Annotated in this window: 29 protein-coding genes; 14 read left to right on the top strand and 15 right to left on the bottom strand. The window is 63.4% G+C overall.

Going from position 1 to position 23,447, the window contains the following annotated elements; all coding sequences use genetic code 11:
• The first annotated feature begins 9 nt into the window (after nt 1-9).
• The gene (locus AAIH46_RS12815; protein ID WP_430306246.1) at nt 10-183 is read left to right on the top strand and encodes a hypothetical protein; all 174 of its coding nucleotides are present in this window, start codon (nt 10-12) and stop codon (nt 181-183) included.
• 88 nt (nt 184-271) lie between these two features.
• Here AAIH46_RS12815 and AAIH46_RS12810 read toward each other — a convergent pair whose 3' ends face one another.
• The 3 genes from AAIH46_RS12810 to AAIH46_RS12800 form a co-directional block, all read right to left on the bottom strand.
• Nucleotides 272-511 carry a hypothetical protein gene (locus AAIH46_RS12810; protein WP_430306245.1) on the bottom strand — a complete coding sequence of 80 codons (240 nt, stop codon included), beginning with the start codon at nt 509-511 and terminating at the stop codon, nt 272-274.
• Between the two features lie 57 nt (nt 512-568).
• Nucleotides 569-937, bottom strand: coding sequence for a hypothetical protein (locus tag AAIH46_RS12805; RefSeq protein ID WP_430306244.1), 369 nt, complete (start codon nt 935-937; stop codon nt 569-571).
• A gap of 182 nt (nt 938-1,119) precedes the next feature.
• Nucleotides 1,120-2,226 (bottom strand): TRAP transporter substrate-binding protein, encoded by a 1,107-nt coding sequence (locus tag AAIH46_RS12800; protein ID WP_430306243.1) that lies wholly within the window; start codon nt 2,224-2,226, stop codon nt 1,120-1,122.
• Nucleotides 2,227-2,461: 235 nt separating this feature from the next.
• Here AAIH46_RS12800 and mbfA point away from each other — a divergent pair, with 235 nt between their 5' ends.
• Complete coding sequence (gene mbfA / locus AAIH46_RS12795) at nt 2,462-3,445, top strand: iron exporter MbfA (protein WP_430306242.1); 984 nt, start codon at nt 2,462-2,464, stop codon at nt 3,443-3,445.
• 80 nt (nt 3,446-3,525) lie between these two features.
• Here mbfA and AAIH46_RS12790 read toward each other — a convergent pair whose 3' ends face one another.
• Complete coding sequence (locus tag AAIH46_RS12790) at nt 3,526-4,140, bottom strand: transglutaminase-like cysteine peptidase (RefSeq protein WP_430306241.1); 615 nt, start codon at nt 4,138-4,140, stop codon at nt 3,526-3,528.
• Between the two features lie 127 nt (nt 4,141-4,267).
• Nucleotides 4,268-5,080 carry an alpha/beta hydrolase gene (locus tag AAIH46_RS12785; RefSeq protein WP_430306562.1) on the bottom strand — a complete coding sequence of 271 codons (813 nt, stop codon included), beginning with the start codon at nt 5,078-5,080 and terminating at the stop codon, nt 4,268-4,270.
• Nucleotides 5,081-5,260: 180 nt separating this feature from the next.
• On the opposite strand from AAIH46_RS12785, the gene infC reads away from it, so the two are divergent.
• From infC to pheT, 5 genes are all read left to right on the top strand, one after another.
• Entirely contained in the window at nt 5,261-5,797 is a 537-nt protein-coding gene (gene infC, locus AAIH46_RS12780; RefSeq protein WP_430306561.1) for a translation initiation factor IF-3, read from the top strand.
• A 201-nt stretch (nt 5,798-5,998) separates the two neighbouring features.
• Nucleotides 5,999-6,202, top strand: a complete 204-nt coding sequence (gene rpmI / locus AAIH46_RS12775) for a 50S ribosomal protein L35 (RefSeq protein WP_430306240.1) — start codon at nt 5,999-6,001, stop codon at nt 6,200-6,202.
• A gap of 39 nt (nt 6,203-6,241) precedes the next feature.
• Nucleotides 6,242-6,646 (top strand): 50S ribosomal protein L20, encoded by a 405-nt coding sequence (gene rplT / locus AAIH46_RS12770; protein ID WP_430306239.1) that lies wholly within the window; start codon nt 6,242-6,244, stop codon nt 6,644-6,646.
• A 135-nt stretch (nt 6,647-6,781) separates the two neighbouring features.
• Nucleotides 6,782-7,867 (top strand): phenylalanine--tRNA ligase subunit alpha, encoded by a 1,086-nt coding sequence (gene pheS, locus AAIH46_RS12765; RefSeq protein WP_430306238.1) that lies wholly within the window; start codon nt 6,782-6,784, stop codon nt 7,865-7,867.
• A 16-nt stretch (nt 7,868-7,883) separates the two neighbouring features.
• A complete protein-coding gene (gene pheT, locus AAIH46_RS12760) occupies nt 7,884-10,313 on the top strand; it encodes a phenylalanine--tRNA ligase subunit beta (RefSeq protein WP_430306237.1) in 2,430 nt (809 codons plus the stop codon).
• Here the strand turns inward: pheT and AAIH46_RS12755 are convergent.
• From AAIH46_RS12755 to AAIH46_RS12745, 3 genes are all read right to left on the bottom strand, one after another.
• Nucleotides 10,310-10,705, bottom strand: coding sequence for a tautomerase family protein (locus AAIH46_RS12755; protein WP_430306236.1), 396 nt, complete (start codon nt 10,703-10,705; stop codon nt 10,310-10,312). The two genes, pheT and AAIH46_RS12755, sit on opposite strands and share 4 nt — an antisense overlap.
• 42 nt (nt 10,706-10,747) lie before the next feature.
• Nucleotides 10,748-11,164, bottom strand: coding sequence for a MarR family winged helix-turn-helix transcriptional regulator (locus AAIH46_RS12750; protein ID WP_430306234.1), 417 nt, complete (start codon nt 11,162-11,164; stop codon nt 10,748-10,750).
• Between the two features lie 230 nt (nt 11,165-11,394).
• Nucleotides 11,395-12,390, bottom strand: a complete 996-nt coding sequence (locus tag AAIH46_RS12745) for an aldo/keto reductase (protein WP_430306233.1) — start codon at nt 12,388-12,390, stop codon at nt 11,395-11,397.
• A gap of 118 nt (nt 12,391-12,508) precedes the next feature.
• Here AAIH46_RS12745 and AAIH46_RS12740 point away from each other — a divergent pair, with 118 nt between their 5' ends.
• Entirely contained in the window at nt 12,509-13,399 is an 891-nt protein-coding gene (locus AAIH46_RS12740; RefSeq protein WP_430306232.1) for a LysR substrate-binding domain-containing protein, read from the top strand.
• 94 nt (nt 13,400-13,493) lie between these two features.
• Here AAIH46_RS12740 and AAIH46_RS12735 read toward each other — a convergent pair whose 3' ends face one another.
• The 4 genes from AAIH46_RS12735 to xseA form a co-directional block, all read right to left on the bottom strand.
• Nucleotides 13,494-13,874 (bottom strand): DUF6481 family protein, encoded by a 381-nt coding sequence (locus tag AAIH46_RS12735; protein ID WP_430306231.1) that lies wholly within the window; start codon nt 13,872-13,874, stop codon nt 13,494-13,496.
• Nucleotides 13,875-13,910: 36 nt separating this feature from the next.
• Nucleotides 13,911-14,135, bottom strand: a complete 225-nt coding sequence (locus tag AAIH46_RS12730; RefSeq protein WP_430306230.1) for a hypothetical protein — start codon at nt 14,133-14,135, stop codon at nt 13,911-13,913.
• A gap of 136 nt (nt 14,136-14,271) precedes the next feature.
• On the bottom strand, nt 14,272-14,481 hold the full coding sequence (locus AAIH46_RS12725) for a cold-shock protein (RefSeq protein ID WP_430306229.1): 210 nt from the start codon (nt 14,479-14,481) through the stop codon (nt 14,272-14,274).
• Between the two features lie 278 nt (nt 14,482-14,759).
• The gene (gene xseA, locus AAIH46_RS12720) at nt 14,760-16,379 is read right to left on the bottom strand and encodes an exodeoxyribonuclease VII large subunit (RefSeq protein ID WP_430306227.1); all 1,620 of its coding nucleotides are present in this window, start codon (nt 16,377-16,379) and stop codon (nt 14,760-14,762) included.
• A gap of 199 nt (nt 16,380-16,578) precedes the next feature.
• Here xseA and AAIH46_RS12715 point away from each other — a divergent pair, with 199 nt between their 5' ends.
• Nucleotides 16,579-16,824, top strand: coding sequence for a hypothetical protein (locus tag AAIH46_RS12715; protein WP_430306225.1), 246 nt, complete (start codon nt 16,579-16,581; stop codon nt 16,822-16,824).
• Nucleotides 16,825-16,827: 3 nt separating this feature from the next.
• On the opposite strand, the gene AAIH46_RS12710 is transcribed toward AAIH46_RS12715, so the two are convergent.
• Complete coding sequence (locus tag AAIH46_RS12710; RefSeq protein ID WP_430306224.1) at nt 16,828-18,696, bottom strand: hypothetical protein; 1,869 nt, start codon at nt 18,694-18,696, stop codon at nt 16,828-16,830.
• A 130-nt stretch (nt 18,697-18,826) separates the two neighbouring features.
• On the opposite strand from AAIH46_RS12710, the gene AAIH46_RS12705 reads away from it, so the two are divergent.
• Both AAIH46_RS12705 and AAIH46_RS12700 read left to right on the top strand, forming a co-directional pair.
• A complete protein-coding gene (locus AAIH46_RS12705; RefSeq protein WP_430306223.1) occupies nt 18,827-19,843 on the top strand; it encodes a glycosyltransferase in 1,017 nt (338 codons plus the stop codon).
• A complete protein-coding gene (locus AAIH46_RS12700) occupies nt 19,840-20,244 on the top strand; it encodes a GtrA family protein (RefSeq protein ID WP_430306222.1) in 405 nt (134 codons plus the stop codon). The genes AAIH46_RS12705 and AAIH46_RS12700 overlap by 4 nt, the downstream gene beginning before the upstream one ends.
• A gap of 18 nt (nt 20,245-20,262) precedes the next feature.
• Here AAIH46_RS12700 and AAIH46_RS12695 read toward each other — a convergent pair whose 3' ends face one another.
• Nucleotides 20,263-21,249 carry a Gfo/Idh/MocA family protein gene (locus AAIH46_RS12695; protein WP_430306221.1) on the bottom strand — a complete coding sequence of 329 codons (987 nt, stop codon included), beginning with the start codon at nt 21,247-21,249 and terminating at the stop codon, nt 20,263-20,265.
• 237 nt (nt 21,250-21,486) lie between these two features.
• Here AAIH46_RS12695 and AAIH46_RS12690 point away from each other — a divergent pair, with 237 nt between their 5' ends.
• From AAIH46_RS12690 to AAIH46_RS12680, 3 genes are read left to right on the top strand one after another with little or no spacing between them, the layout of a single operon-like run.
• Nucleotides 21,487-22,437: an aldo/keto reductase gene (locus AAIH46_RS12690; RefSeq protein ID WP_430306220.1), complete on the top strand. Its 951-nt coding sequence runs from the start codon at nt 21,487-21,489 to the stop codon at nt 22,435-22,437.
• Nucleotides 22,437-22,886, top strand: coding sequence for an N-acetyltransferase family protein (locus AAIH46_RS12685; RefSeq protein WP_430306219.1), 450 nt, complete (start codon nt 22,437-22,439; stop codon nt 22,884-22,886). Before AAIH46_RS12690 ends, AAIH46_RS12685 begins: the two co-directional genes overlap by 1 nt.
• Before the next feature lie 56 nt (nt 22,887-22,942).
• Nucleotides 22,943-23,167 (top strand): DUF3072 domain-containing protein, encoded by a 225-nt coding sequence (locus tag AAIH46_RS12680; protein WP_430306218.1) that lies wholly within the window; start codon nt 22,943-22,945, stop codon nt 23,165-23,167.
• Between the two features lie 86 nt (nt 23,168-23,253).
• Here AAIH46_RS12680 and AAIH46_RS12675 read toward each other — a convergent pair whose 3' ends face one another.
• Entirely contained in the window at nt 23,254-23,391 is a 138-nt protein-coding gene (locus AAIH46_RS12675) for a hypothetical protein (RefSeq protein WP_430306217.1), read from the bottom strand.
• Nucleotides 23,392-23,447 lie beyond the last annotated feature (56 nt).

Raw genomic sequence — 23,447 nt, 5'->3', positions numbered from 1 at the left:
GAGGCACACATGTCCAAGACGGATGTCAAAGAACAGCAGCAGCGCGCCGAGGCGCAGGTTGCCCAAACCAATGCAGGTGGTCACCTTGGTGGCACCAAATTCGGTCAGGCTGCCGACGCCAAGACGGTCGATAATGTCGAGCGGGTTGGCTCGAAGGCTCGCCCGAACGACAGCAGCAACTGAGGGCGATAGTCTCGCCTATGGCAAAGGGGGTCGGCGTCGCGACCCCTTTTCTTTGATGTCTCCGGCAAGCGAAGGACCGGCAATCGTCTCACGACTGGCCGATACTGCCTGGCTTGCGCATCATCTGGGCACCGAGCGTCGACAGCTTCTCCACGTCTGTCAACCCCATCCGGTAGAGGCGCAAGACGAAGCGCGCCACCTGATGAGCATCCGGGCTGCACCCTTCTGAGTTGCAAGACGAGATAACCGAACGGATGGCAGTTTCCATTGCCGTCAGATCGCCGGGTGCGAGAATGCTGGGATAAAAATGTGTATCGACATGATGCATGGCCGACGTCCTCCCCATCTCCAGCATAGGCACGCCGGATCGAGGCGCAAGCCCGTCTCAGTGCAGAGTTGTATTTTTCTGGCCCATCAACTGACCAAGGATTGCATCCCGGTCTTCGTGGTTGCCTGACAGCACGAAGCCGCCACGCAGCTGGATGCTGCGGGACGCCGGAGTCGCGAACACCGCCGGAATAAGCTTCTCGTCCAGGAATTCAATGCATCGCAGCAGCGTGTCTGCGTCGTAGCCTACGTCGATCACCGCACCGTCTATCGTACAGTCGAGATCCAGTTCCTCGATGACGTCAGCCGGATGTGGACCTGTGAAATCGACGCCTGAACGATCCCAGAATGTCCGCGTCCCCTCGTCGACAAACGATGGGGGCCCGATGACCAGCAACCTCAGTCTGCTTGCAATCGCTATCGTCATTGCCTTCGCCGTCTGCCGTCTCCTGCTCTCGGCGAGGAACGCGTTCGCCATACAGTAGCGGCAACTGACGGAAATACCAGGGATTTGAGGAAAGGACACCGGATGCTGGTGCCCTTGTGAAGGGTGATATCGCGTTGTGCCGGGCGAGCCAGTCGACAGGATGGCTCGCCCGAAGTCGGATGTCAGAGATTGCCGTTGCGCTGCTGGATCATCATGAAGGTGTCAAAGCTGTAGTCGGCGATCTGCAGCCACAGATAGCCGTCCTTCTTGAAGGCCTGCTGGCTTTCGTAGATCTTCTTGAAGTTGGCGTTCTGCGCCGAGATCTCGCTGTAGGTCTCCTGGGCTGCCTTGTAGCAGACCTCGAGGATGTCCTGGCTGAATGGCCGCAGCACAGCGCCCTGGGCCACCAGTTCGCGCAGTGCCTTGGCGTTCAGCGCGTCGTACTTCTCCAGCATCAGCGCGTTGACGCGGGCGCAGGCATCGGTCAGCACGCGCTGGTAGGCCTTCGGCAGGCTGTTGAACTTGTCGAGATTGAAGAAGGCGTGGACCGTCGGGCCGCCTTCCCACCATGCCGGGTAGTAGTAGTACTTGGCGACCTTGTAGAAGCCGAGCTTGTGGTCGTCGTAGGGGCCGACGAATTCGGTTGCATCAATCGTGCCCTTTTCCAGGGCCGCATAGACGTCGCCGCCGGCGATCTGCTGCGGGGTGACGCCCACCTTGCTCATCACCTGTCCGGCAAGACCGGCGATGCGCATCTTCAGACCCTTGAGGTCCTCGACAGTCTTGATCTCCTTGCGGAACCAGCCGCCCATCTGCGCACCGGTATTGCCGGCCGGCATGGCATAGAGGTTGTGGCCGGCCAGGAACTCGTTGATCAGCTCGTTACCGCCGCCAACCGAGAACCATGAGTTCGTCAGCCGCGCGTTGAGGCCGAAGGGAACCGCCGTGCCGAGAGCGAAGGTCGGGTCCTTGCCGACATAATAGTAGGCGCAGGTGTGTGCCATCTCGACCGTACCGGCAGCGACCGCATCGGCTGCCTGCAGCGGCGGAACGATCTCGCCCGCAGCATAGGTCTGGATCTGGAACTTGCCGTCCGTCGCTTCGCTGACGCTCTTGGCGATCTCGACTGCGCTGTTGAAGAGCACGTCGAGGCTCTTCGGGAAAGACGAGGTCATCCGCCAGGTGATCTGTGGATTTTCCTGAGCGAGGGCGGGAGAAGCAAGTGCCGTGGCGGCGGCTGCGCCAATGCCGGCGGTACCCGCCTGGCGGAAGAAGGATCTGCGGTTCATGAACTGATGCCTCTGGATGATGCCTGACGGTGGGCAAGCGCCCACAACCGAGGCGTAAAAGCATTTTGTTGCGAGCGCTGCAAGTCAGAAAGATCAATTATTGCGCCGCAACATGCTGAGACTGCATGAACATTGCGGGTCGGCTCGAGTGCGCATTGCCGCTAGCTCCGCTTGTCTGCCTCTTGCAAATCCGCCTCGCCACATTAGAATTAGAATAATTCTAAAAGGTGTCGTGATGTTATCAATGTTCCGTGGATCCGGCCGTCGTTCCTTCGATACGCTGGCCGAAGATGAAATGCTCGCCCTGGCAATCTCCTCAGAGGAGGAAGATGCCCGCATCTACCAGGCCTACGCCGCTTCCTTGGCCGAGCGGGCGCCGGATAGCGCCAAGGTCTTTCGGGACATGGCGGAGGTCGAGCAATCCCACCGCAACATGTTGATCGGCCAGTTCCGGCAGCGCTTCGGCGAAACCATCCCGCTGATCCGCCGTGAGCATGTGCGTGGCTTCTACCAGCGGCGTCCGGACTGGCTGGTGAAGAACCTGTCGCTGGATACCATTCGCGCCCAGGCGGAGCAGATGGAAGCGCAGGCCTTCCGCTTCTACACGCAGGCGGCAGGGCGCGTGACTGACGCCTCTACCCGGCAACTGCTGGGCGATCTGGCACTGGCGGAGCAGGGGCATGGCGAGATTGCCAGCATGCTCGGCGAAAAGCACACGCCAGAGGACGTGATCGAAGAAGAAGGTCGCAGCGAGCGGCGGCAGTTCATCCTCACCTATGTCCAGCCGGGCCTTGCCGGGTTGATGGATGGCTCCGTTTCCACACTGGCACCGATCTTTGCCGCCGCATTTGCGACGCAGGATACCTGGCAGACCTTCCTGATCGGCCTGTCGGCGTCCGTCGGCGCGGGCATCTCGATGGGCTTCACTGAGGCGGCGCACGATGACGGCAAGCTTTCCGGCCGCGGATCGCCGCTGAAGCGCGGGCTCGCCTCAGGCATCATGACGGCCGTCGGTGGCCTGGGACACGCGCTTCCCTATCTCATCCCGCATTTCTGGACGGCGACCGGCGTTGCCGCCGTGGTCGTGTTCTTCGAGTTGTGGGCGATCGCCTTCATCCAGAACAAGTACATGGAGACGCCCTTCCTCCGGGCTGTCTTCCAGGTTGTCTTCGGCGGCTCGCTGGTGCTGGCCGCCGGGATCCTCATTGGTCACGGGTAAGCGCGGGCCACGCCTGGCGCCCGAACGAAAATGGCCGGCGATGCGCCGGCCATTTCAAAGCAGGGGGGATGCGTGCCGGATCAGCGCAGGGCGCCGACCACCACTTCGCGGCCATCCTCGATGGTGACCCAGCGCCCGGTGCTGAACGAAGCCTGGCGCTTGAGGAAGGTGTAGGACGTTTCGGTCCACAGCTTCACGTCGTTGTTGAGGTTGTCGAGGACGAAGTCACCGTCGGAGGTGCGCACTGTCAAAACGGCGTGACCTTCGCCGTCCGGCTTGCGGACCACGGTGATCAGCAGGTCGGCGAGCGAGAAGCCCTTGTCTGAGAGCTCCTTGCGCTTCTCCAGCGCATAATCCTCGCAGTCGCCGGCATCGACCGGGTAGGCCCAGAACTCTTCGCGGCCATAGAGTTCCGCGTCGGTCTTTGCCTTGATGCGGCCGTTCACCGAGGCGTTAACCTGATGGATCATGTCCCAGCCGAACTCGGTGACCTTGGCCGGCAGCGATGACGGGAGGCGAATGTTGCACTCGTCCGCATAGCGCTGGCAGAATTCGTAGTGACCGATGGGCTGCGAGGTCACGTTGCCGGTGACCATGTGTACGTTTGCCTGAGACGCCGGAAGTGCCGCAGCAGCGGTGGCGAACAAGGCAAAGAAGCTCACGGCAACCGACCGTGTCTTGGAGGCATTCATCATGGACCCGTCCCTTGAAATCCTAACGAAAGGTTAAGAGGCGAAGGGCCGGGGTGTCAATTATGAACAAAGCATTAACAGCTTCCGTCGAGTCTTATGGTTAATAGTGCGGCTTTTTGGTCGCAGCCTATTAATGAGGCAGTTCCATCCCGATGAGGGCCAGGATGGCTTTTCGCATGCGCTCGATATCCTGCGGCCGAGACAGCCGGTGATCCCCGTCCCGCACCAGGGTGAGCACCACATCGTCCGCCGGAAGGAATTCGACCAGCTTGAGCGCATGGCGATAGGGAACATCCTCGTCGCGCATGCCCTGCAGGATGTGCACCGGGCATCCGGTATCGATCACGCCCTGCAGCACGCGGTTGTTCCGGCCGTCCTCAATCAGCGCGCGGGTGAAGATGTTCGGCTCCGGGCTGTACTCCGATGCTTCCTCGAAATAGCCGCGCTCTTCCAGCGAGCGATGTTCCGCCTCCGTCAGGGCAGGCTCGATGAGGTCGCTGGTGAAGTCCGGCGCCGGTGCGATCAGCAGCATGCCACGAACGCGGGGGCCAGCCGCCCGGCGGCGAAGTTCCTGAACCAGCCGCAGGGCGATCCAGCCTCCCATGGACGACCCGACGAGCACCACCTCCTCGGCGGCATAGGCGTCGATCACCGCCAGCGTCTCTTCCAGCCAGCGCGAGATGGTGCCGAGGCGAAATTCGCCGCCGGACTGTCCGTGGCCGGAGTAATCGAAGCGCAGTGCTGCGCAACCCAGCTCCTCGGCAAGATGATCCATTTCGATCGCCTTGGTGCCGGTCATGTCCGAACGATAACCGCCGAGCCAGACGATCTGCGGCGCCCTGGTTCCGGTGGCTGGACGATGAAGGATGGCGATCGCCCTTGTTTCGTCGCCTTCTCCTACCGATATCGTGCTAAGCCCGGGTCCGCTGGCCGAAGTTGTCATCATCTGCATCCTTCTTGATCGGGGCCCTATAAAACAGATTCGCGTTATGCCGGCAGCAGGTGATTTCTCTGCCGGGATGTGCTATTGACTTCGCCGCAGCGTTGACGACATTGCCCGGCTATTGCGCCGTGCGCAGATGATTGCCGTTGCGATCCGGAATAATTCAAGGAGAATACGACCATTCGCAGACCCTTCAAAGCCGACGCTCCTGTCAAGGACGGGCCGCGCTCCAACCGCGAAATCCGCGTCCCTCGCGTTCAGCTGATCAACGCAGAGGGCGAAAACCTCGGCCCCGTGCCGACGGACCAGGCGCTCAAGATGGCGGAGGAGGCGGGTCTCGATCTCGTCGAGATTTCGCCGAACAACGATCCGCCGGTGTGCAAGATCCTCGATCTCGGCAAGCTGAAATACGCCAACCAGAAGAAGGCGGCTGAGGCGCGCAAGAAGCAGAAGATCGTCGAAATCAAAGAAATCAAGATGCGTCCGAACATCGACACCCATGACTATGAGGTGAAGATGAAGTCGATCATCAGGTTCTTCGAGGATGGCGACAAGGTTCGCGTGACGCTCCGCTTCCGCGGCCGCGAAATGGCGCACCAGGAACTTGGCATGAAGCTCCTGCTTCAGGTGAAGGACGACACCGCGACGATCGCCAAGGTGGAAGCCGAGCCGAAGCTCGAAGGCCGCCAGATGATGATGGTGCTGGCCCCGAGATAAGGCCGGCACTTCGAAGGCCCGGTGCGACGCCCCGCTATTTGCGACGGGCGGCGCAGAGCCTGCGCTTTCCCCATTGCGCTTTTACCGCCTGGTCGGTATAAGCGCCCGTCCGAACGGTCCGGCAGGGCATGCCGTGGCCGTTCTTAATGCTTGAAGTCTGCATCGTCTGCAGGCTTCGATACAAGACTACGGAGTAGCAAAATGCCCAAGATGAAGACGAAATCGTCCGCCAAGAAGCGCTTCAAGATCACTGCCTCCGGCAAGGTCGTTGCGGCTGCCGCCGGCAAGCGCCACGGCATGATCAAGCGGTCCAACAAGTTCATCCGCGATGCACGCGGAACGATGGTCCTTGCCGAACCCGATGGCAAGAAGGTTATCAAGAACTACCTGCCGAACGGTCTCTGAGACCCTCGTCACTTTTGGATCAGATAAGGAGATCATGACATGGCACGCGTAAAACGTGGCGTAACTTCCCGCGCCAAGCACACCAAGACCCTCAAGGCAGCCAAGGGCTTCTACGGCCGCCGCAAGAACACCATCCGCGCCGCTAAGGCCGCTGTGGACCGTTCGCGTCAGTTCGCCACGCGCGACCGTCGCGTCAAGAAGCGCAACTTCCGCGCTCTGTGGATCCAGCGTATCAATGCTGCCGTCCGCGAATCCGGCCTGACCTACGGCCGCTTCATCGATGGCCTTAACAAGGCTGGCATCGAAGTCGACCGCAAGGTTCTCTCCGACATGGCGATCCATGAGCCGGAAGCATTCGGCGCACTGGTATCGGCTGCCAAGAAGGCGCTTGAGTACCTCAAGGACGCCGGCACGACGAACGAGTTTGAAAGCGCGGTTCGCTAACCAGCGCTTCCCGGCTTCGTGCTTTGTTGAATTGGGAAACCCGCGCTGGTCTCGGCTGGCGCGGGTTTTTCTTTGGCCGTCTCGGAGAGTGCCGGGCCGGCTTCTGATTTTGCCGTCCATCACACGGAAGACATCATGTCCGATCTGGAAAATCTGAAGATCTCGCTCCTGGCGGAAATCGCCGAGGCTGGTGACGAGGCGGGGCTGGAAGCGGTCCGCCTGTCGGCGCTCGGCAAGAAGGGTTCGGTCTCCGAGCTCCTGAAGACGCTCGGCGGCATGAGCCCGGAGGAGCGCCAGAGCCGCGGCGCGGCGATCAATGCCCTGAAGACCGAGGTGACCGACGCGCTCGCTGCCCGCAAGACGGTGCTGCGTGATGCCGCGATCGAGGCGCGCCTGAAGGCCGAGACGGTCGACGTCTCGCTGCCGGTCCGCTCTTCGCCGGCCGAGCGGGGGCGCATCCACCCGATCAGCCAGATCACCGACGAGATCACGGCGATCTTCGCCGACATGGGGTTCTCGATCGCCGAAGGTCCGGATATCGAGACCGACTACTATAATTTCACGGCCCTGAATTTCCCGGAAGGTCATCCGGCCCGCGAAATGCACGACACCTTCTTCTTCCAGCCCGACGAGAAGGGCGAGCGCAAGGTTCTGCGCACCCACACGTCGCCGGTGCAGGTGCGCACCATGGAAGCGCAGAAGCCGCCGATCCGCATCGTCATTCCGGGCAAGACGTATCGGCAGGATTCCGACGCAACCCATTCGCCGATGTTCCACCAGGTCGAAGGCCTGGTGGTCGACAGGAAAAGCCATGTCGGCAACATGCGCTGGATCCTCGAAGAGTTCTGCAAGAGCTTCTTCGAAGTCGACAATGTCGTGATGCGCTTCCGTCCGTCGTTCTTCCCGTTCACCGAGCCGAGCTTCGAGGTCGACATCCAGTGCGACCGCTCGTCGGGCCCGATCGTCAAGTTCGGCGAAGGCACCGACTGGATGGAAATTCTCGGCTGCGGCATGGTGCATCCGAACGTCCTGCGTGCCGGCGGCCTTGATCCCGATGAGTACCAGGGGTTTGCCTGGGGCATGGGCCTCGACCGTATCGCCATGCTGAAATACGGGATGCCCGACCTGCGCGACTTCTTCAACGCCGATGTCCGCTGGATGAGCCATTACGGGTTCCGGCCGCTCGACATGCCGACGCTGTTTGGCGGCTTGAGCAGCTGATAGGAGAACAGACACCATGAAATTCACGCTCTCCTGGCTGAAGGATCATCTGGATACCGACGCCACCCTGGACCAGATCTGCGAGCGGCTGACGGCGATCGGCCTTGAGGTCGAGGATGTCGACGACAAGGCGGCCTACAAGCCGTTCGTCATCGCCAAGGTCCTGTCGGCCGAAAAGCACCCTTCCGCCGACCGGCTGAAGGTGCTGATGGTCGATACCGGCAATGGTTCTCCGCCGGTGCAGGTCGTCTGCGGTGCGCCGAACGCCCGGGCCGGCCTGATCGGTGCCCTGGCTCGCCCTGGCACCTACGTGCCTGGCCTCGACGTGACGCTGGCGGTTGGCAATATTCGCGGCGTCGAAAGCCACGGGATGATGTGCTCGGAAAAGGAGCTCAACATTTCCGACAGCCATGACGGCATCATCGATCTGCCCGAAGATGCACCTGTCGGCACGCCGTTCGCCACCTATGCCGGCCTCGACGATCCGATGATCGAGATCAACCTGACGCCGAACCGCCCAGACTGCACGAGCGTCTTCGGCATCGCCCGCGATCTCGCCGCCTCAGGCCTAGGCACGTTGAAGCAGCCGAAACCGGCCGACTTCAAGATCGACGGCGAGACGCTGGTTTCGGTGACGATCGACCTGGATGACCAGAGGCTCTGCCCCGGCTTTGCGCTTCGCCTCGTGCGCGGCGTCAGGAACGGCCCAAGCCCCGTCTGGATGCAGACGCGGCTGAAGGCGATCGGTCTGCGGCCGATCAACGCGCTCGTCGATATCACCAACTACATGACCTTCGACCAGGGTCGACCGATGCACGTCTTCGACGCGGCCAAGGTTGCCGGCAATCTCACGGTGCGCCGTGCGGTCGAGGGTGAGGAAATCCTGGCGCTCGACGCGCGTACCTACAGGCTGACGCCGAACACCGTCGTCATCGCCGACGACAATGGCGTCGAGTCGATCGGCGGCATCATGGGCGGCGAGCACTCCGGCTGCGACGAGAACACTACCGACGTGCTCATCGAGTCGGCGCTGTGGGACCCGATCAACATCGCCAAGTCCGGCCGCGCGCTCGGCATCATCACCGATGCCCGCTATCGCTTCGAGCGCGGCGTCGACCCGGATTACATGATGCCCGGTCTCGATCGCACCACCCAGCTGGTGCTCGATCTCTGCGGCGGCACCGCTGCAGAGGCGAAGGTCGAAGGCTTTTCCGGCCACACGAAGAAGCATGTGGATTTTCCGTTCTCCGAGGTTAAGCGCCTCACCGGGCTCAATGTCTCGATCGAGGAAAGCCGCAGGATCCTGACCAGCCTCGGCTTCGAGATCGTCTCCGGCAACGACGCGCGTTCCACGGTTGCCGTGCCTTCCTGGCGTCCGGACGTCGACGGCAAGGCCGATCTGGTGGAAGAGGTTATGCGCATCCATGGCGTCGACCAGATCCGTCCCGAACCGATCGAAAATCTTGGTGCGGTCAACGGCCGTATCCTGACCACGCTGCAGGTGCGCACGCGCACCGCCAAGCGTGCGCTTGCGTCCCGCGGCATGCTCGAGGCCGTCACCTGGTCGTTCATTCCGGAAGACCAGGCAAAGCTGTTCGGCGGCGGCAAGCCGCAGCTGAAGCTCGCCAATCCGATTGCCGCCGACATGTCCGACATGCGTCCGTCGCTGCTGCCCGGCCTGCTGACGGCCGCGCAGCGCAATGCGGACAAGGGGCTTGCCGACGTGGCGATCTTCGAGGTCTCCGGCACTTATGAAGGCGATACGCCTTCCGAGCAGCGGCGCGTCGCCGGTGGCGTTCGTCGCGGCACGGCCTCGCTGGCCGGCGCCGGTCGTCTCTGGTCTAATGCCCAGAAGGGTGGTGGAAAGCCGGTCGACGTCTATGACGCAAAGGCCGATGCGCTGGCGGTGATCGAGGCCTGCGGCCTGCCGATGAGCAACGTCCAGGTGGAGCAGGGCGGCCCGTCCTGGTATCACCCGGGCCGTTCAGGCACCATCAAGATGGGTCCGAAGGTCGTCCTCGGCCATTTCGGCGAATTCCATCCGAACACTTTGGCGTCGCTCGATGTCTCCGGCGCACTGGCCGGCTTCGAGGTCTATCTCGATGCCATGCCGGAGCCGAAGAAGAAGGCGACGCGCACCAAGCCGGCGCTGGACCTGTCACCCTTCCAGATGGTGAAGCGCGATTTTGCCTTCGTCGTCGACAAGACGGTCGAGGCCGGCGCGCTGATCAAGGCGGCCACGAGCGCCGACCGTAAGCTGATCACCGGTGTCAACGTGTTCGACGTGTTCGAGGGCGCATCGGTCGGCGAAGGCAGAAAGTCGGTCGCCATCGAGGTGCTGATCCAGCCGACCGACAAGACGCTGACCGACGAGGATTTCGAGGCGCTGACCAAGAAGATCGTCGGCAATGTCGAAAAGGCCACCGGCGGCGTGCTGCGGGCCTAGCCGGCTCGCTGGTAGCGCCACTCCTGGGTTTTCCCTCCGTAGCCATAGGCCGCGGCACGGACATCCTGGACATAGATGTAGCTCTCCTCGTGCAGATTGCCGAGAAGGGCTGCGAAGCCTTGGAAGGTCGCCTCGATGAAGGCGGACTTTTCGCTTTTGGTGTTGGTCTCGTCGGTGATCTTGATGTCGAGGTAGATGCTCGATCTGCCCTGCTCAGCCAGCGTCTTCCCGCCGGCAGTCCAGTCCCGCGGATCGACATAGTCGATGGCAATGGCCGTGACCGCGGGATCCTTGCCGAGGATGCGGTGCGTCAGGTCGATCAGCATGTCGGATATCGCATGGGTCGTTGCGTCCGACCGCGTGCCGCTGACTTTCACATTGAGGATGGGCATGCTTCTCTCCATTGGTTAGCTATGCAACTATGTAGGAATGCTTCAGGTCAGGTGGCTGCTGATGGAGCGCGCCTGCTGGACGAAGCCTGAAAAGACACTGGCGCTGAGTTCTGCCTGCAATCGTTGTGTCACCTCGCCGCTTGCTGCATTGAGGCCATCTCCGATCTCGATCGCCGAAAGTGTCGGGTGCAGTTCCGATTCCCGCCCGTCCTGTTCCGTCGCGCGCCGTTCCAGAAGTCCGCGCGCCACCAGACCGTCCACCGACCGGGTCGCGGTGGCGCGAGCGATCTTCAAGGTGTCCGCCAGCTCGCTGTGAAGCATACCGGGCTTCGCCAGCACCGCACGCAGCGTAAAAGCCTGCGGCGGCGTCAGTCCGAACGGCTTGAAGGCCTCGGTCCAGATCCGTTCCAGCTGGCGGGCAAGGGAGGTGGTGTTGAAGTAGAGACAGTGATCGAACATCACATGACCATAGCAGCAGGTAATTGCATATGCAACTAGCTCGGCGGCAAAATATTCACATCGTGCAACGCTGCTGGTGGACCGAACCGGGCGACGGAGCATCTCGCAAGGTGGCGCGCACTGGATCTTTGAGGGCGCCAGATCTCGACAATCATGCTCCCACCACGTTTGAAGGGCGAGGACTGCGGTCAGGGCAGGGGCGTCGCAAGACGATGCCCCTGCCGCCGCCCTTACTTGTTGGCCATCTTCGCCATCGATTCGGGATAACGCTCGCCCTTCACCTTGTCGGGTGACAGCAGGTCGCCGAGTTCCTTGACCTCGCCCGCGGACAGGACGATGTCGGCCGCGGCGACGTTCTTCTCCAGGTTGGCGATCTTTGTCGTGCCGGGGATGGGCACGATGAAATCCCCCTGCGCCAGCACCCAGGCCAGCGCCAGCTGGCCGGCGGTCACGCCCTTGTCGGCCGCCATCCGTTCGAGTGCCGACACCAGCGCCAGGTTGGCATCGAAGTTTTCCGCCTGGAAGCGCGGAAGGCCGCGGCGGAAATCGTTCTCTGCCAGTCCGTCGAGGTTTTTCAACGCACCCGTCAGCGCACCGCGCCCGAGCGGTGAGAACGGCACGAAGCCAATGCCCAGTTCGCGGCAGGTATCGAGGACGCCATTGGTTTCCGGATCCCGTGTCCACAGCGAATATTCGCTTTGGATAGCGGCGATCGGGTGGACGGCATGGGCGCGCCGCAGCGTTGCCGCACTTGCCTCCGACAGGCCAAGCGCTCGAACCTTGCCCTGCTGGACCAGATCGGCCATGGCCCCGACAGTGTCCTCGATCGGCACGTCGGGATCGACGCGGTGCTGGTAGAAGAGGTCGATGACCTCGACGCCGAGACGCTTCAGCGAGGCCTCGGCTGCGGCGCGGACGTTTTCCGGGCGGCTGTCGGTGCCGGAGGGGCGGGCGGCTTTTGCCGCGTCGCCGATGGTGAAGCCGAACTTGGTGGCGATCAGGATCTGGTCCCGCCAGGGCTTAAGCCCCTTGCCGACCAGCACCTCGTTGGTGTGGGGCCCATAGACCTCCGCTGTATCGAACAATGTTACGCCAAGCTCGACGGCGCGCGCCAGTGTCGCCAGCGACCCGCTTTCATCTGCGGCCGGACTGTAGGCATGGGTCATGCCCATGCAGCCGAGACCGAGTGCCGAGACGTCGAGGCTTCCGAGTTTGCGATGTTGCATGCTGCTCTCCTTGCTCCGCCGACAGACGAAGATTTGTGCCGATCCGGGTAATCTAGAGCCGGATCGCCGACAGGAAAACAGGTGCATTCCGCATCGGGCTGTTCTATCTGTTCGAACAATGAACCGGACGCAGCTTTCCCAACTGGCAGTGCTTGCCGCCGTCGCCGAGCATCGAAGCTTCCGCAAGGCGGCAGCTGAACTGAAGATCGCGCCTTCGGCCGTCAGTCACGCGGTGGCGGCTCTGGAGGAAAGTCTCGGCCGGCGGCTGCTGCAGAGAACGACGCGCAGCGTATCGCCCACCGAAGAGGGGCGGATGCTGATCGAGCGCCTATCGCCGGCGCTCGCGGAGATCGCCGCGACGCTGGAGGCGCTTGCCGAACACAGCGATCGGCCGGCGGGACCGCTGCGGCTGACCATGCCGATGCTGGCCGCCGAGCAGGTCATCATGCCGCGGCTTGCCGAGTTCCTCAGGCTCTTTCCGCAGATCGAGCTCGACCTGCGCACCGACGACCGGTTTGAGGACATTGTCGAGAAGGGCTTCGATGCCGGCTTGCGGCTCGGTGAACACCTGGAGGCGGACATGGTGGCGGTGCGGGCGAGCGGCCCGTGGCAGGGGGCGATCGTCGGGTCGCCCGCCTATCTGGCGGAGAGGCCGGCGCCGCAGCATCCGCGCGAATTGATTGGTCATTCCTGCATCCGCCGGCGCTTTTCAAGCGGGGCGATCTATCGTTGGGAGCTGGAGAAGGACGGAAAATCGATCATCGTCGATGTCGGCGGGCCGCTGATCCTGTCCAGCCAGCAGCTGATGCGCCAGGCAGCCCTTGACGGGTTGGGACTGGCCTTCGTCTTCGATCGACGGGTGGAGGAGGATATTCGGGAGGGACGGCTGGTGCGGGTGCTGGAAGACTGGTGCCCGCCATTCGACGGCTTCTACATCTACTATCCGTCGCGACGACAGATGCGTCCGTCGTTGCGCGCTTTTGTAGACTTCTTCCGCTGGCGCAGCTGAGCCGGCAAGTGCCGACGGACCCGCCAGCCGGACGCTCCTGCGAGCGCGCGGATGGCCTGATCCATTCGGCAACGTGATCCGGGTAGAGGGCAGATCAGCGCTGACGCGCCTTGCGATTGGCGTAGCGGCGATCGCGCTCGGCCTTGCGGGCTGCCTCGTCGTTCACCACGCGCGAAACACGGCTACGCTCGGCTTCTTCGCGAGCATCCGCATCGGCACGTGCGGCCTTTTCGATTTCCGCGTCGCGTGCGGCCTGTTCAGCCGCCAGACGTTCGCGTTCCTCGTTCTTCAGGCGCTCGCGCTCGGCGCGGCGTTCCTCGCGAGCTGCGGCAACCGCCACGAGTTCGGCCTGGCGGGCCTCTTCATTCGGCTTGGCTGCCTGCTTGGCTGCCTTGTAGGCTTCGAGAAGCGCTGCCTTTGCTTCCTGCGCAGTGCTGCGGCGGTCTTTCAGATCAGTCTGTCGTGTATTTTTCAAGTTTCTAGTCCAGTTGAGTGTGTTCGTTCCAGGGCGTCAGGACTTTTTGGTCCGCTTCGTTCCGGGGGCCGTTGCCGGCGCCGGTACGTCCTGTTGTTCCTTGGCCAGACGCGCCTCTCTGAGCCGCGTGGTCTTCTCATCGCGGGCGGCGGCAATCGCATCCACCTCATCCACCACGCGGGCGCGCGCCAGATGCTGCGACTGGGTCTTGCCGAATGCGATCTCCGCCTGTTGGCGAGATTTGCTGTAGCTCTCGGTCATGCGGGTCCTCCATCGTTGCGGCTATCTGCCGCGAGCGGCAAAAAAAAGGCCAGGCAATCTGCCTGACCTTGGGTGGGATCATGTTCTCAACAGTGCCAGTACATCCGTGGTCAAAGGAAAACAGACCCCGTTCGACTTATGCGGCCTGCAGGTTGCAGGCGGACATCTTGCCGGACTTGTTGTCGCGCTCGAGATCGTAGCCAAGCTTCTGGCCTTCAACGATTTCGCGCATGCCAGCACGTTCGACGGCGGAGATGTGAACGAAGGCGTCCGGGCCGCCGTTATCCGGCTGAATGAAGCCGAAGCCCTTGGTGGCGTTGAACCATTTTACGGTGCCAGTGGTCATGATGAACCCTTTCATAGCAATTGAGCGACCGAAGCACATGCGTGCTGCGGATGAGGAAGCGATTTTTGAAAGGAAGGTTCGTTCAGGGCGCATAAAGTCGATGCGCGACAACCAAAGCTAAACAAGCAAATATCGATGAGCCAAACTTAGGGTCGCCGGCAGGAATTGTCAAGTTTTAGTTTTCTCAGCCGAGAGACCGCAACGTCCGGCTGCAGATCTTTGCTTCGTGAAAATGCCGCGATCCGCCGGAAGGAGGATGAACGTCTTGGGCTCGTTGCTCAGAACAGCGTGCCCTGCTTCGGCGCTTCCGGCCCTTCCTGTGGCTTGGCTTGCCGCTTCTTCGGCACGACGGAAGACGGCGGTGCGGAACCTGGCGCAACCGGCGCGTCGCTCGTCTCTCCGGCGACTGCCGCCACCCGGCCGTCGGCAAACTCGATCGAGATGGCGCTTCCCTGTGCCACCGCCTCCGCGCGGGTCAGAGGCTGGTCGCCGTCGTCTCGAATAACCGCATAGCCTCGCTTGAGGACGTTCTTGTAGGAGAGCGACTGCAGAACCCGGTCCTGCGCCGCTACGGCCGCCAGCCGGCGGCCCATGGCGTTGCCGACGGAACTGTCAGCGTGCCGCATCAGCGATGTCAGATGCATCCGCTCCTGGCGGATCTGGTTGGCGAGGCGCGAGGGAAGGGTCGCCAACGAGGCCTCGGCCTTGGCGATACGGCCGCGCTCGCGCAGCATGTGGCGCTCCAGGCAGCGGTCCTTGCGCAACAGCTGCTCGCCGATATGGCGTCGTCTATCCGCCAGCCGTGCGGTCAGCAGATCGAGCCTCAGTCCGGCGGTCGCCCGCTCCAGGCTGCGACGCTTGACGATCGCCGTGCGCTCGAGGCCACGCCCGAGGCCGGTCGATGCCTCGTCGAAGCGGCGCCGCGGGAGCGCCAGCAACTGGTCGAGCGATGGTAGCGCCCGCATCAACGCCCGCAGGCCCTGGCGGCGATTGTCCATCTGTCGGGAGGCGCAGCCGCTCAGGCGGGCGCCGAGACCAGCCAGCTGCGCCTCCAGCTCGGCCTTCACCGGTACCGCCATCTCGGCGGCACCGGTCGGCGTCGGTGCGCGCACGTCGGCCGCGTAGTCGATCAGCGTCCAGTCCGTCTCGTGACCGACGGCCGATATCAGCGGGATGTCGCTTTCGGCCGCGGCTCGCACCACCGCCTCGTCGTTGAAGCTCCAGAGATCCTCCAGCGAGCCGCCGCCGCGTGCGACGATCAGCACGTCCGGCCGCTGCACCGGGCCGGACGGACCGAGAGCATTGAAGCCGCGGATGGCATTCGCCACCTCGTCGCCCGAGCCTTCGCCCTGCACCTTCACCGGCCAGACGATGACATGCACGGGGAAGCGATCGGTAATGCGGTGCAGGATGTCGCGGATGACCGCGCCGGTCGGAGAGGTAACGACGCCGATAACCTTCGGCATGAACGGCAGAAGCTGCTTGGCTGCGGGATCGAACAGTCCCTCGGCGCCAAGCTTGCGCTTGCGTTCCTCGATCAGCGCCATCAGCGCCCCGGCGCCCGCCGGCTCCAGCGTTTCGATGACGATCTGGTATTTCGACGAGCCGGGGAAGGTCGTGACTTTGCCGGTGGCGATCACCTCCATCCCCTCCTCGGGGCGGAAGCGCAGCTTCGAGAACGAGCCCTTCCAGATCACCGCGTCGATGCGCGCCCGGTCGTCCTTCAGCGAGAAATAGGCATGACCGGAAGAATGCGGTCCGCGATAGCCGGAGATCTCGCCACGCACCCGGACATGGTCGAAGGCGGTCTCGACGGTCCGCTTGATCGACCCCGACAGTTCCGACACGGAAAGTTCGGCGAGATTGGTGGGGGACTGGGTGAAGAGCGGCCTGTTCATGCCTCCCGTTCTAGCCGATTACGGCGCAGCTTTCACCCTCGCCCGACGACAAAATGGTGCGCAACCGGCGAAAATGGTCGGGCATTTACCAGGCCTTAAACCTGTCGCTCATCTTTTCAGCGTCGGCATCGGCGTACACGTGGTCTGTTAGGAGGAGAGGGCTAAGGAGGAAGTACCGCTCACCTTCAGGGATGCAGCCATGCTGTTTCTGACCGCCGTCACGCTTGGGCTCGCCGCAGCCTCGCTTCGCTCCGTAGGCGCCTTCGTCGCCGTCGCGTTCCTCATTCCGGCAAGCTTCGCGGCTGCCGCGGTCGTCACGGCCGGCAACGTCTCGTTCGCCGATCTCGGACTTGCCCTTCTCGGCGTCAATGCCGGCGCGATGACGGCGGTACTGGCAGCCTTCGCGATCGCGGCAATCCAGCAGCCACGCCCCTTGCCGCGCTGATCGTTAGCCTCGGCCGCCTCGCACCGCAAACAGTCTGAACCCATCCGGTTCGGTAACCGGCAGCGGCTGCAGGTAGGCCGGGACCATGCCGCGCGACAGCTGCGCATAGAGCCCGTCCGGCTTCATCCGGATGAGCTCGCGTGTCTGCGGATCGCTGGCGCAGAAGGCGAGAACCGTGACGCCGGCGCCCTTGATGAATGCTTCCGCCTCGCCCGGCTGTGCAAGCCCGATATGCAGTTCGGTCAGCATGCCCGCCTGGTTACGGTGGTAGGGCGCGCTCAGCACCCGATGCGGCGTGTAGCGCAGGATCGACGCGCCGCTTTCCGAGGGTGCAGCCACGACGCCGGCCGGCAGGGCGGCGAGTGCCCGCATGTCGGCGAGACCGGTGCAGGCTTGCGCCTGTATCAGTGGCGATCCCGCCCGCGTCAATGCCGGGATCGTCAGCGCGTCGCTCAGCCCCTTGGTGGCGACGGCGCCGGCAAACACCCAAACCACCGGCACGGCGCACAGCACCGTCACGATATAGGCAAGCCCGGCATTCATGTTCTCCGGTTCCGCATGCGACTGGCGGCGCAGGTCATCGATGACGAGCGCCAGCGGCAGGATCGACAGCGCGTTGGCGAGATAGGCGCCGCGCACCTGCACCAGCGAGATCGCCCAGGCGACAGCGATCAACGACAGGAGAACCAGGTGGATCTCGGCGCGGTTGCCATCAAGAATGCGGAAGATGCAGATGGCGATGGCGAACAGGCCGACTGCATAAAAGCCGCCAACGGTATCGGGCATGTGGCGGATCTGAGACAACACAGACTGGGCTTCGGTCACGCGGGAAAGCCACAGGTCGGCAAGCATAGGATCGAGATTGCCGAGCGGACTTCCAAGGCAGGCGGGCGCGATGAGGGCGGCTGAGGAGAGTACGGTGATGCCGAGTGCGGCAAGCGCCAGCCAGCGGATTGTGCGGTTGCCGGTGCGGACAAGCCGGGCGACGAGGAACAGGCCCGCGCCGCCGATCGCCGTCGGTGCGTAAAAGCCGAGCGAAAGGTTGTCGCAGGTGACCAGGGCATAGTGTGCCGGCGGAACCGTCGCGAGGAAGAACACCGAAACGGCCACCGACAGCGACAGGCCGAAGGCCCGCGCCGCGCTGCCGAAGGCCTCGCCGTGCCAGGCCCACTGCACGGCAACGCAGGCGCAGACGACCGCCACCAGCGGTACGGTCTCGGCACCGATGGCAATCGCCAGGGCGGCAGCGATGCCGGCCAGGGCGTGGCTCTGCTGGCCGCGCCGGCGATCGATCAGCATGGCGGCGACGAACATCATCACCACCTGCTGGACATTGTGGTGGTCGATCGCACCGGGATAGAAGCGGATCGATGTGAAGACGAACAGCGAGGCAAGGCCGAAGGCGATATGCATGGTCGAGACGCCGCCGAGCCGACGCCCGCCAAGTCCTGCCGCGGCGATGAACAGCACGCCGAGGAACAGCGGCCAGACAGTCAGCGCCAGCGCCTCGGCCTGTTCCGGCGAGGCCGCGACCAGCGACAACAGGCGGATCAGCACACCGATCGGCAGATCGACGAGCCGCGACCAGTGCATCAGCGTGCCGCCGTCGAGCCCGAGCCGGTATTGCATTGTGTCGAACCAGCCCTGGCCGGAAAGCCAGTCGCGAATTTCCACGAGACGCGTCACGTCGTCATTGTCCGGCCCGACATAGTCGGTGGCGTTCGGCAGATGCAGGGCCAGAAGAGTTGCCAGGACGACGGTTGCGTAGGCGAACAGCGACGGCAGGAAGCGTGCCCAGACGGTCTTCGAATGCCGGCGCCCGTCGCCGACGGACCCACGCACGGTCATCGATGTCGTCAAGGCTTTGGTCATGGGCGGTGTCCTCGTGGCCGGGCGCGGCAGCCATGCCCGTGACGTGGAAACCTAGCTTTAACCTTCTCAAGAAATAGTAAAGCGGCGGGCGAGGATAGCGGCTCGCGTTCCCGTGTACCGAGTGGAAATCATGGACAGCGCCGCACAGGCCGAGCTTTCGGCGCCCAGACCTTCGATCGCCATCCTTCTGCCCTGTTACAACGAGGCGGCGACGATCACCTCCGTCGTCCGCGGGTTCAGAGAGCTGCTGCCGGACGCGTCAATCTACGTCTACGACAACAATTCCACCGACGGTACGGCGCTTGCCGCGATGCTGGCAGGTGCTCAGGTTCGACGCGAGCGGCGCCAGGGCAAGGGCCATGTGGTGCGCCGGATGTTCGCCGACATCGACGCCGACATCTACCTGATGGCCGATGGCGACGGCACCTATGCGCCGGCCGACGGCGAGGAGTTGATCCGCATCCTGATGAGCGAGCGGGTCGACATGGTCGTCGGCACCCGCCGCGGCGTTCAGGCCGATGCCGGACGGCAGGGCCACGCCGCCGGCAACCGGCTGTTCAACCTTCTCTACCGGCAGATGTTCGGCACCGACTTTACCGACATCTTCTCCGGCTACCGAGCGTTCACACGGCGCTATGTGAAAAGCTTTCCGGCGGTCTCCGGCGGCTTCGAGATCGAGACCGAGATGTCGGTGCATGCCTCGCGGCTGAAGCTGCCTGTCGCAGAACTGGAGCTCGATTACGGTCGTCGTCCGGAGGGCTCGGTCTCCAAGCTCTCGACCGTCCGCGACGGCGGGCGGATCCTGTCGATGTTCGTGATGCTGATGAAGGAAACCCGGCCCTTCGCCTTCTTCGGCATCGTCGCCGGCCTGCTGTTTGCCGCTGCCGGCCTGCTGTCGGTGCCGGTGCTGATCGAGTATTTCGAGACCGGCCTCGTGCCGCGCATGCCGACCTGGATGCTGGCGCTGGCGCTCACCTGCCTGTCCTTTGTGGCGCTGACAGCTGGCATCATTCTCGATTCCGTCGCGCGCGGCCGAAACGAGATGCTGCGGCTGAACTATCTCAACCAGTCGCACCGGCTGGAGCGGATCCCGGAGCGCTCCAGAACCGCACCATCGGGCGATGAGCAGGAGCACCGCGCCGCGTGAGACGGATCATCTCCTTTCTCGTCGGAGGCGGCTTCGGCTTCATCATCGATGCGGGCCTCACGCACCTGCTGATCGTCGATGCGGGCGCCAGTCCGTTCGCCGCCCGCATACCGGCGATCCTGGCGGCGATGAGCTTCACCTGGATCTACAACCGCACCTTCACCTTCGGCCGCTCACCGCATTCGCTGGCCAAGGAGGGCCTGCGCTACTGGACGGTCGGCGTCACCTCGGCGCTTCTCAACTACGGGATCTATTCGCTGCTGATCCACCGGTTTCCGATGCTGCAGCCGCTGGCGGCGGTCATCCTGTCGTCGCTCGCCGCCACCGTCTATTCGTTCTTCGGCTATTCCCGCTTCGTCTTCCGCCACCGCCGGCTGGAACCGGCGGAGGAGAAGAGCTGACGCAGGCCGGCGGCAGGCTCAGACGCTCTCCCAGCCGTCCTTGTCGCTGGCGCGGTAGATGGCATCAATGAAGCGCTGGTTGGCAAGCGAGCTTTCGAGCGTCACCACTTCCGCCTCTTCGCCTTTGGCGGCGCGGGCGAAGGCTTCCGCCTGGCGCTTGTATTGGCGGCTGTCCGGGAAGCGGAAGATCTCCGAGCGTCCGTGCTTCTGGTCCGTCAGTTCCACCTCTTCGGCACCGTAGCGATCGGCGTTGAACGGCGACTTCACCTCGATGAAGCCGTCCGGTCCGTGGAAGGTCATCAATTGGCGCGCCGCCAGCTGGGTTGCTATGTAGAAGGTCATCTCGAAGTCGCCGAAATCGGCCTTGACGCTCGAATAGATGTCCGTGCCGAACTGCGGATCGCGCGTGGTGGTCGCCTGCACCCTCAGCGGCTCCCGGCCCGTGGTGAAGCGCGTCGCCATCGTCGGATAGACGCCGATGTCCGGCAGTCCGCCGCCGCCAAGCTCCGGAATGTTGCGCATGTTGTCCGGCTCGCGGTTGAAGTAGGTGAACGATCCCTGCACGTGGCGAAGCGGGCCGATGGCGCCTGCGGCAAGCAGTTCGCGCACCTTCAGCCAGACCGGCGCGTAGGTGATCATGAAGGCTTCGCAGATCAGCACGCCATGCCGGTCGCGCGCCGCTATCAGCTGCTCGACCTCTTCGGCCTTCAGCGAGATCGGCTTTTCGCACAGCACGTGCTTGCCGGCGGCCGCCGCCTTGATCGTCCATTCGACGTGCTGGCTGGTCGGCAGGGGAATGTAGACAGCATCGATCATGTCGGAGGCCAGCATCTCCTCGTAGGAGCCGAAGGCATGCGGCACCGAGAACCGGTCCGCCATCTCGCGGGCGCGCGACAGGTCGCGGCTGGCCACCGCCGTCACGACGCAGTTTTCCGCGTCCTGGATGGCGGGAACCACGGCCTGGCGGCCAATCTTGGCGGTGGAGAGAATGCCGAAACGCAACATGAAGTCCTCCCAGAGTGATTGCGGCTGCACCTTAGGCAGGAGGTCCGGCGGTTTCAATCGCCGAGTTGGCTTGGCTGTGAAGGCAAGGGGATGGTCATGCCTCTCCGCGCAAGGACCTGATCGATGCATCAACGCAATTGAATGGTGCGTGGGTTTCCGGATGGCTAGGCTTGGCCCATATGCCACTGACTGTCCCTGAGGGACGAACATCCACGCGCCATCCAGGAGGAATTTGAGATGCAATCGCGTCCGCTCGGCCGCTCCGGCCTCACCACCGCGCCTGTCGTCTTCGGCGGCAACGTCTTCGGCTGGACCGCCGATGAAAACACCTCCTTCGACCTGCTCGACCGGTTCTTCGAAGCCGGCTTCAACACCATCGACACGGCCGACGTCTATTCCGCCTGGGTCGACGGCCATCAGGGCGGCGAGAGCGAATTGGTCATAGGCAAATGGCTGAAGCGCGGCACGGTGGCGCGCGACAAGGCGGTCATCGTCACCAAGGTCGGCTTCGACAACCGCGGCAACAAGACAGGCCTGTCCGGCCACTGGATCGCGGAAGCCGTCGAGGCGTCGCTGAAGCGTCTCGGCACCGACTACATCGACCTCTATCTGGCGCATAAGCCCGACGCCGATACGCCGATCGAGGAGACCCTTGAAGCCTTCGGCCGGCTGAAGGATCAGGGCAAGGTGCGCGCCATCGGCTGCTCCAACTACGAGGCCGATCAGTTGCGCGAAGCGCTCGATGCATCGACGAAGAACGGCCTGCCGCGCTTCGATGTGCTGCAGCCGGAATACAATCTCTACACCCGAGAAAGGTTCGAGGGGCCGCTGGCCGAACTCTGCGCCGCCGAAGACATCGGCGTCATCAGCTACTACGCGCTGGCCGCCGGCTTTCTCACCGGCAAGTACCGCCGCAAGGAGGATACCGAGGGCTCTGCACGCGCCTACCGGGTCGGCGACTACCTGAACGACAAGGGCTATCGGATCCTCGCAGCGCTCGATGAAATTGCCGTCGAGACCAACGCCTCGCCGGCAACGATCGCCATCGCCTGGGTTGCCGCCCGCCCCGGCATCACCGCGCCCATCGCCTCTGCCACCAGCCTGCGCCAGCTGGACGCGATGATCGCTGCCGGCTCGCTAGAACTGTCCGACGACCAGATGCAGCGGCTGAACGAGGCCGGCGCCTGATGGCGGCGGACATCCTTGTCCGCGATGCCGAACCGCGTGACGAAGCCGCCTGGAGGAAACTCTGGGCGGACTATCTGGCCTTCTACCAGGTCGCGGTCTCTGACGAGATCACCGCATCCACCTGGAGCAAAGTGCTCGATCCGGCTTCGGCGATCTTCATGCGGGTGGCGGAGGCGGACGGCCGGCTGGTGGGCTTTGCGCTCTGCCTGACCCATGAAGGCACCTGGATCCTCGGCAGGGACTGCTACCTCGAAGACCTGTTCGTCGAGGCCGCGGCGCGGGGCAGGGGTGCCGGACGGGCCCTGATGGACGACCTCGTGGCGCGGTCGAAGCGCAATGGCTGGTCGCGCCTCTACTGGCATACGGCGGAAGGCAACGCGAATGCGCGCCGGCTCTATGATCGCTACGTCCCCTCTGACGGCCATCTTCGCTACAGGATCAACTTCTGAAGACGGAACGACAGGCCGGTGAAGCGGGTTGTCTTGTCGAAACAGAGGAAGCAACGATGGCCGATATGCACAACCCGAAGACCAATCCGGAGCCGAATTCCAACACCGAAAAGGACCCCGAGGACTGGGTTACGGGCGACGAACCAATGACCGGCGCCCAGGGCTCCTATCTCAAGACGCTGTCCGAACAGGCCCACGAGCCGGAGGCGTTCGCCGACGATCTTAGCAAGGCCGAGGCGTCCAAGCGTATCGACGCGCTTAAGACCAAGCTCAAGCTCTGACGCCGGATTTGACGGCGTTTCGCACTTGCGGGACGAGGCAAGGACGGTGCGTTGCTGAGCGCTCCGCGACCGGGTGAACCGCCCGTCTACATCTGCTTTAGCAGATAGGCGACGGTGCCGCCGATAACGGAGAATGCCGCGACGAAGAGGACCGCGCGCAGGGTGCCACTGATCATGTTCGCCTCGTAGATAAAGTCGAAGAGGCTGCGCTTGCGGTTGGCCATGGGTCATCCTTTTCTGCATGCTTGCGAGGAGGTCGTGGCGATCGCCTGCCACGGCC

This window comes from Rhizobium sp. 0TCS1.26 (genome assembly GCF_050455525.1).
Taxonomy (GTDB): Bacteria; Pseudomonadota; Alphaproteobacteria; order Rhizobiales; family Rhizobiaceae; genus Neorhizobium.
The sequence above is the reverse complement of the archived record's forward strand: the minus strand, read 5'-3'. Positions and strand labels throughout refer to the sequence as shown.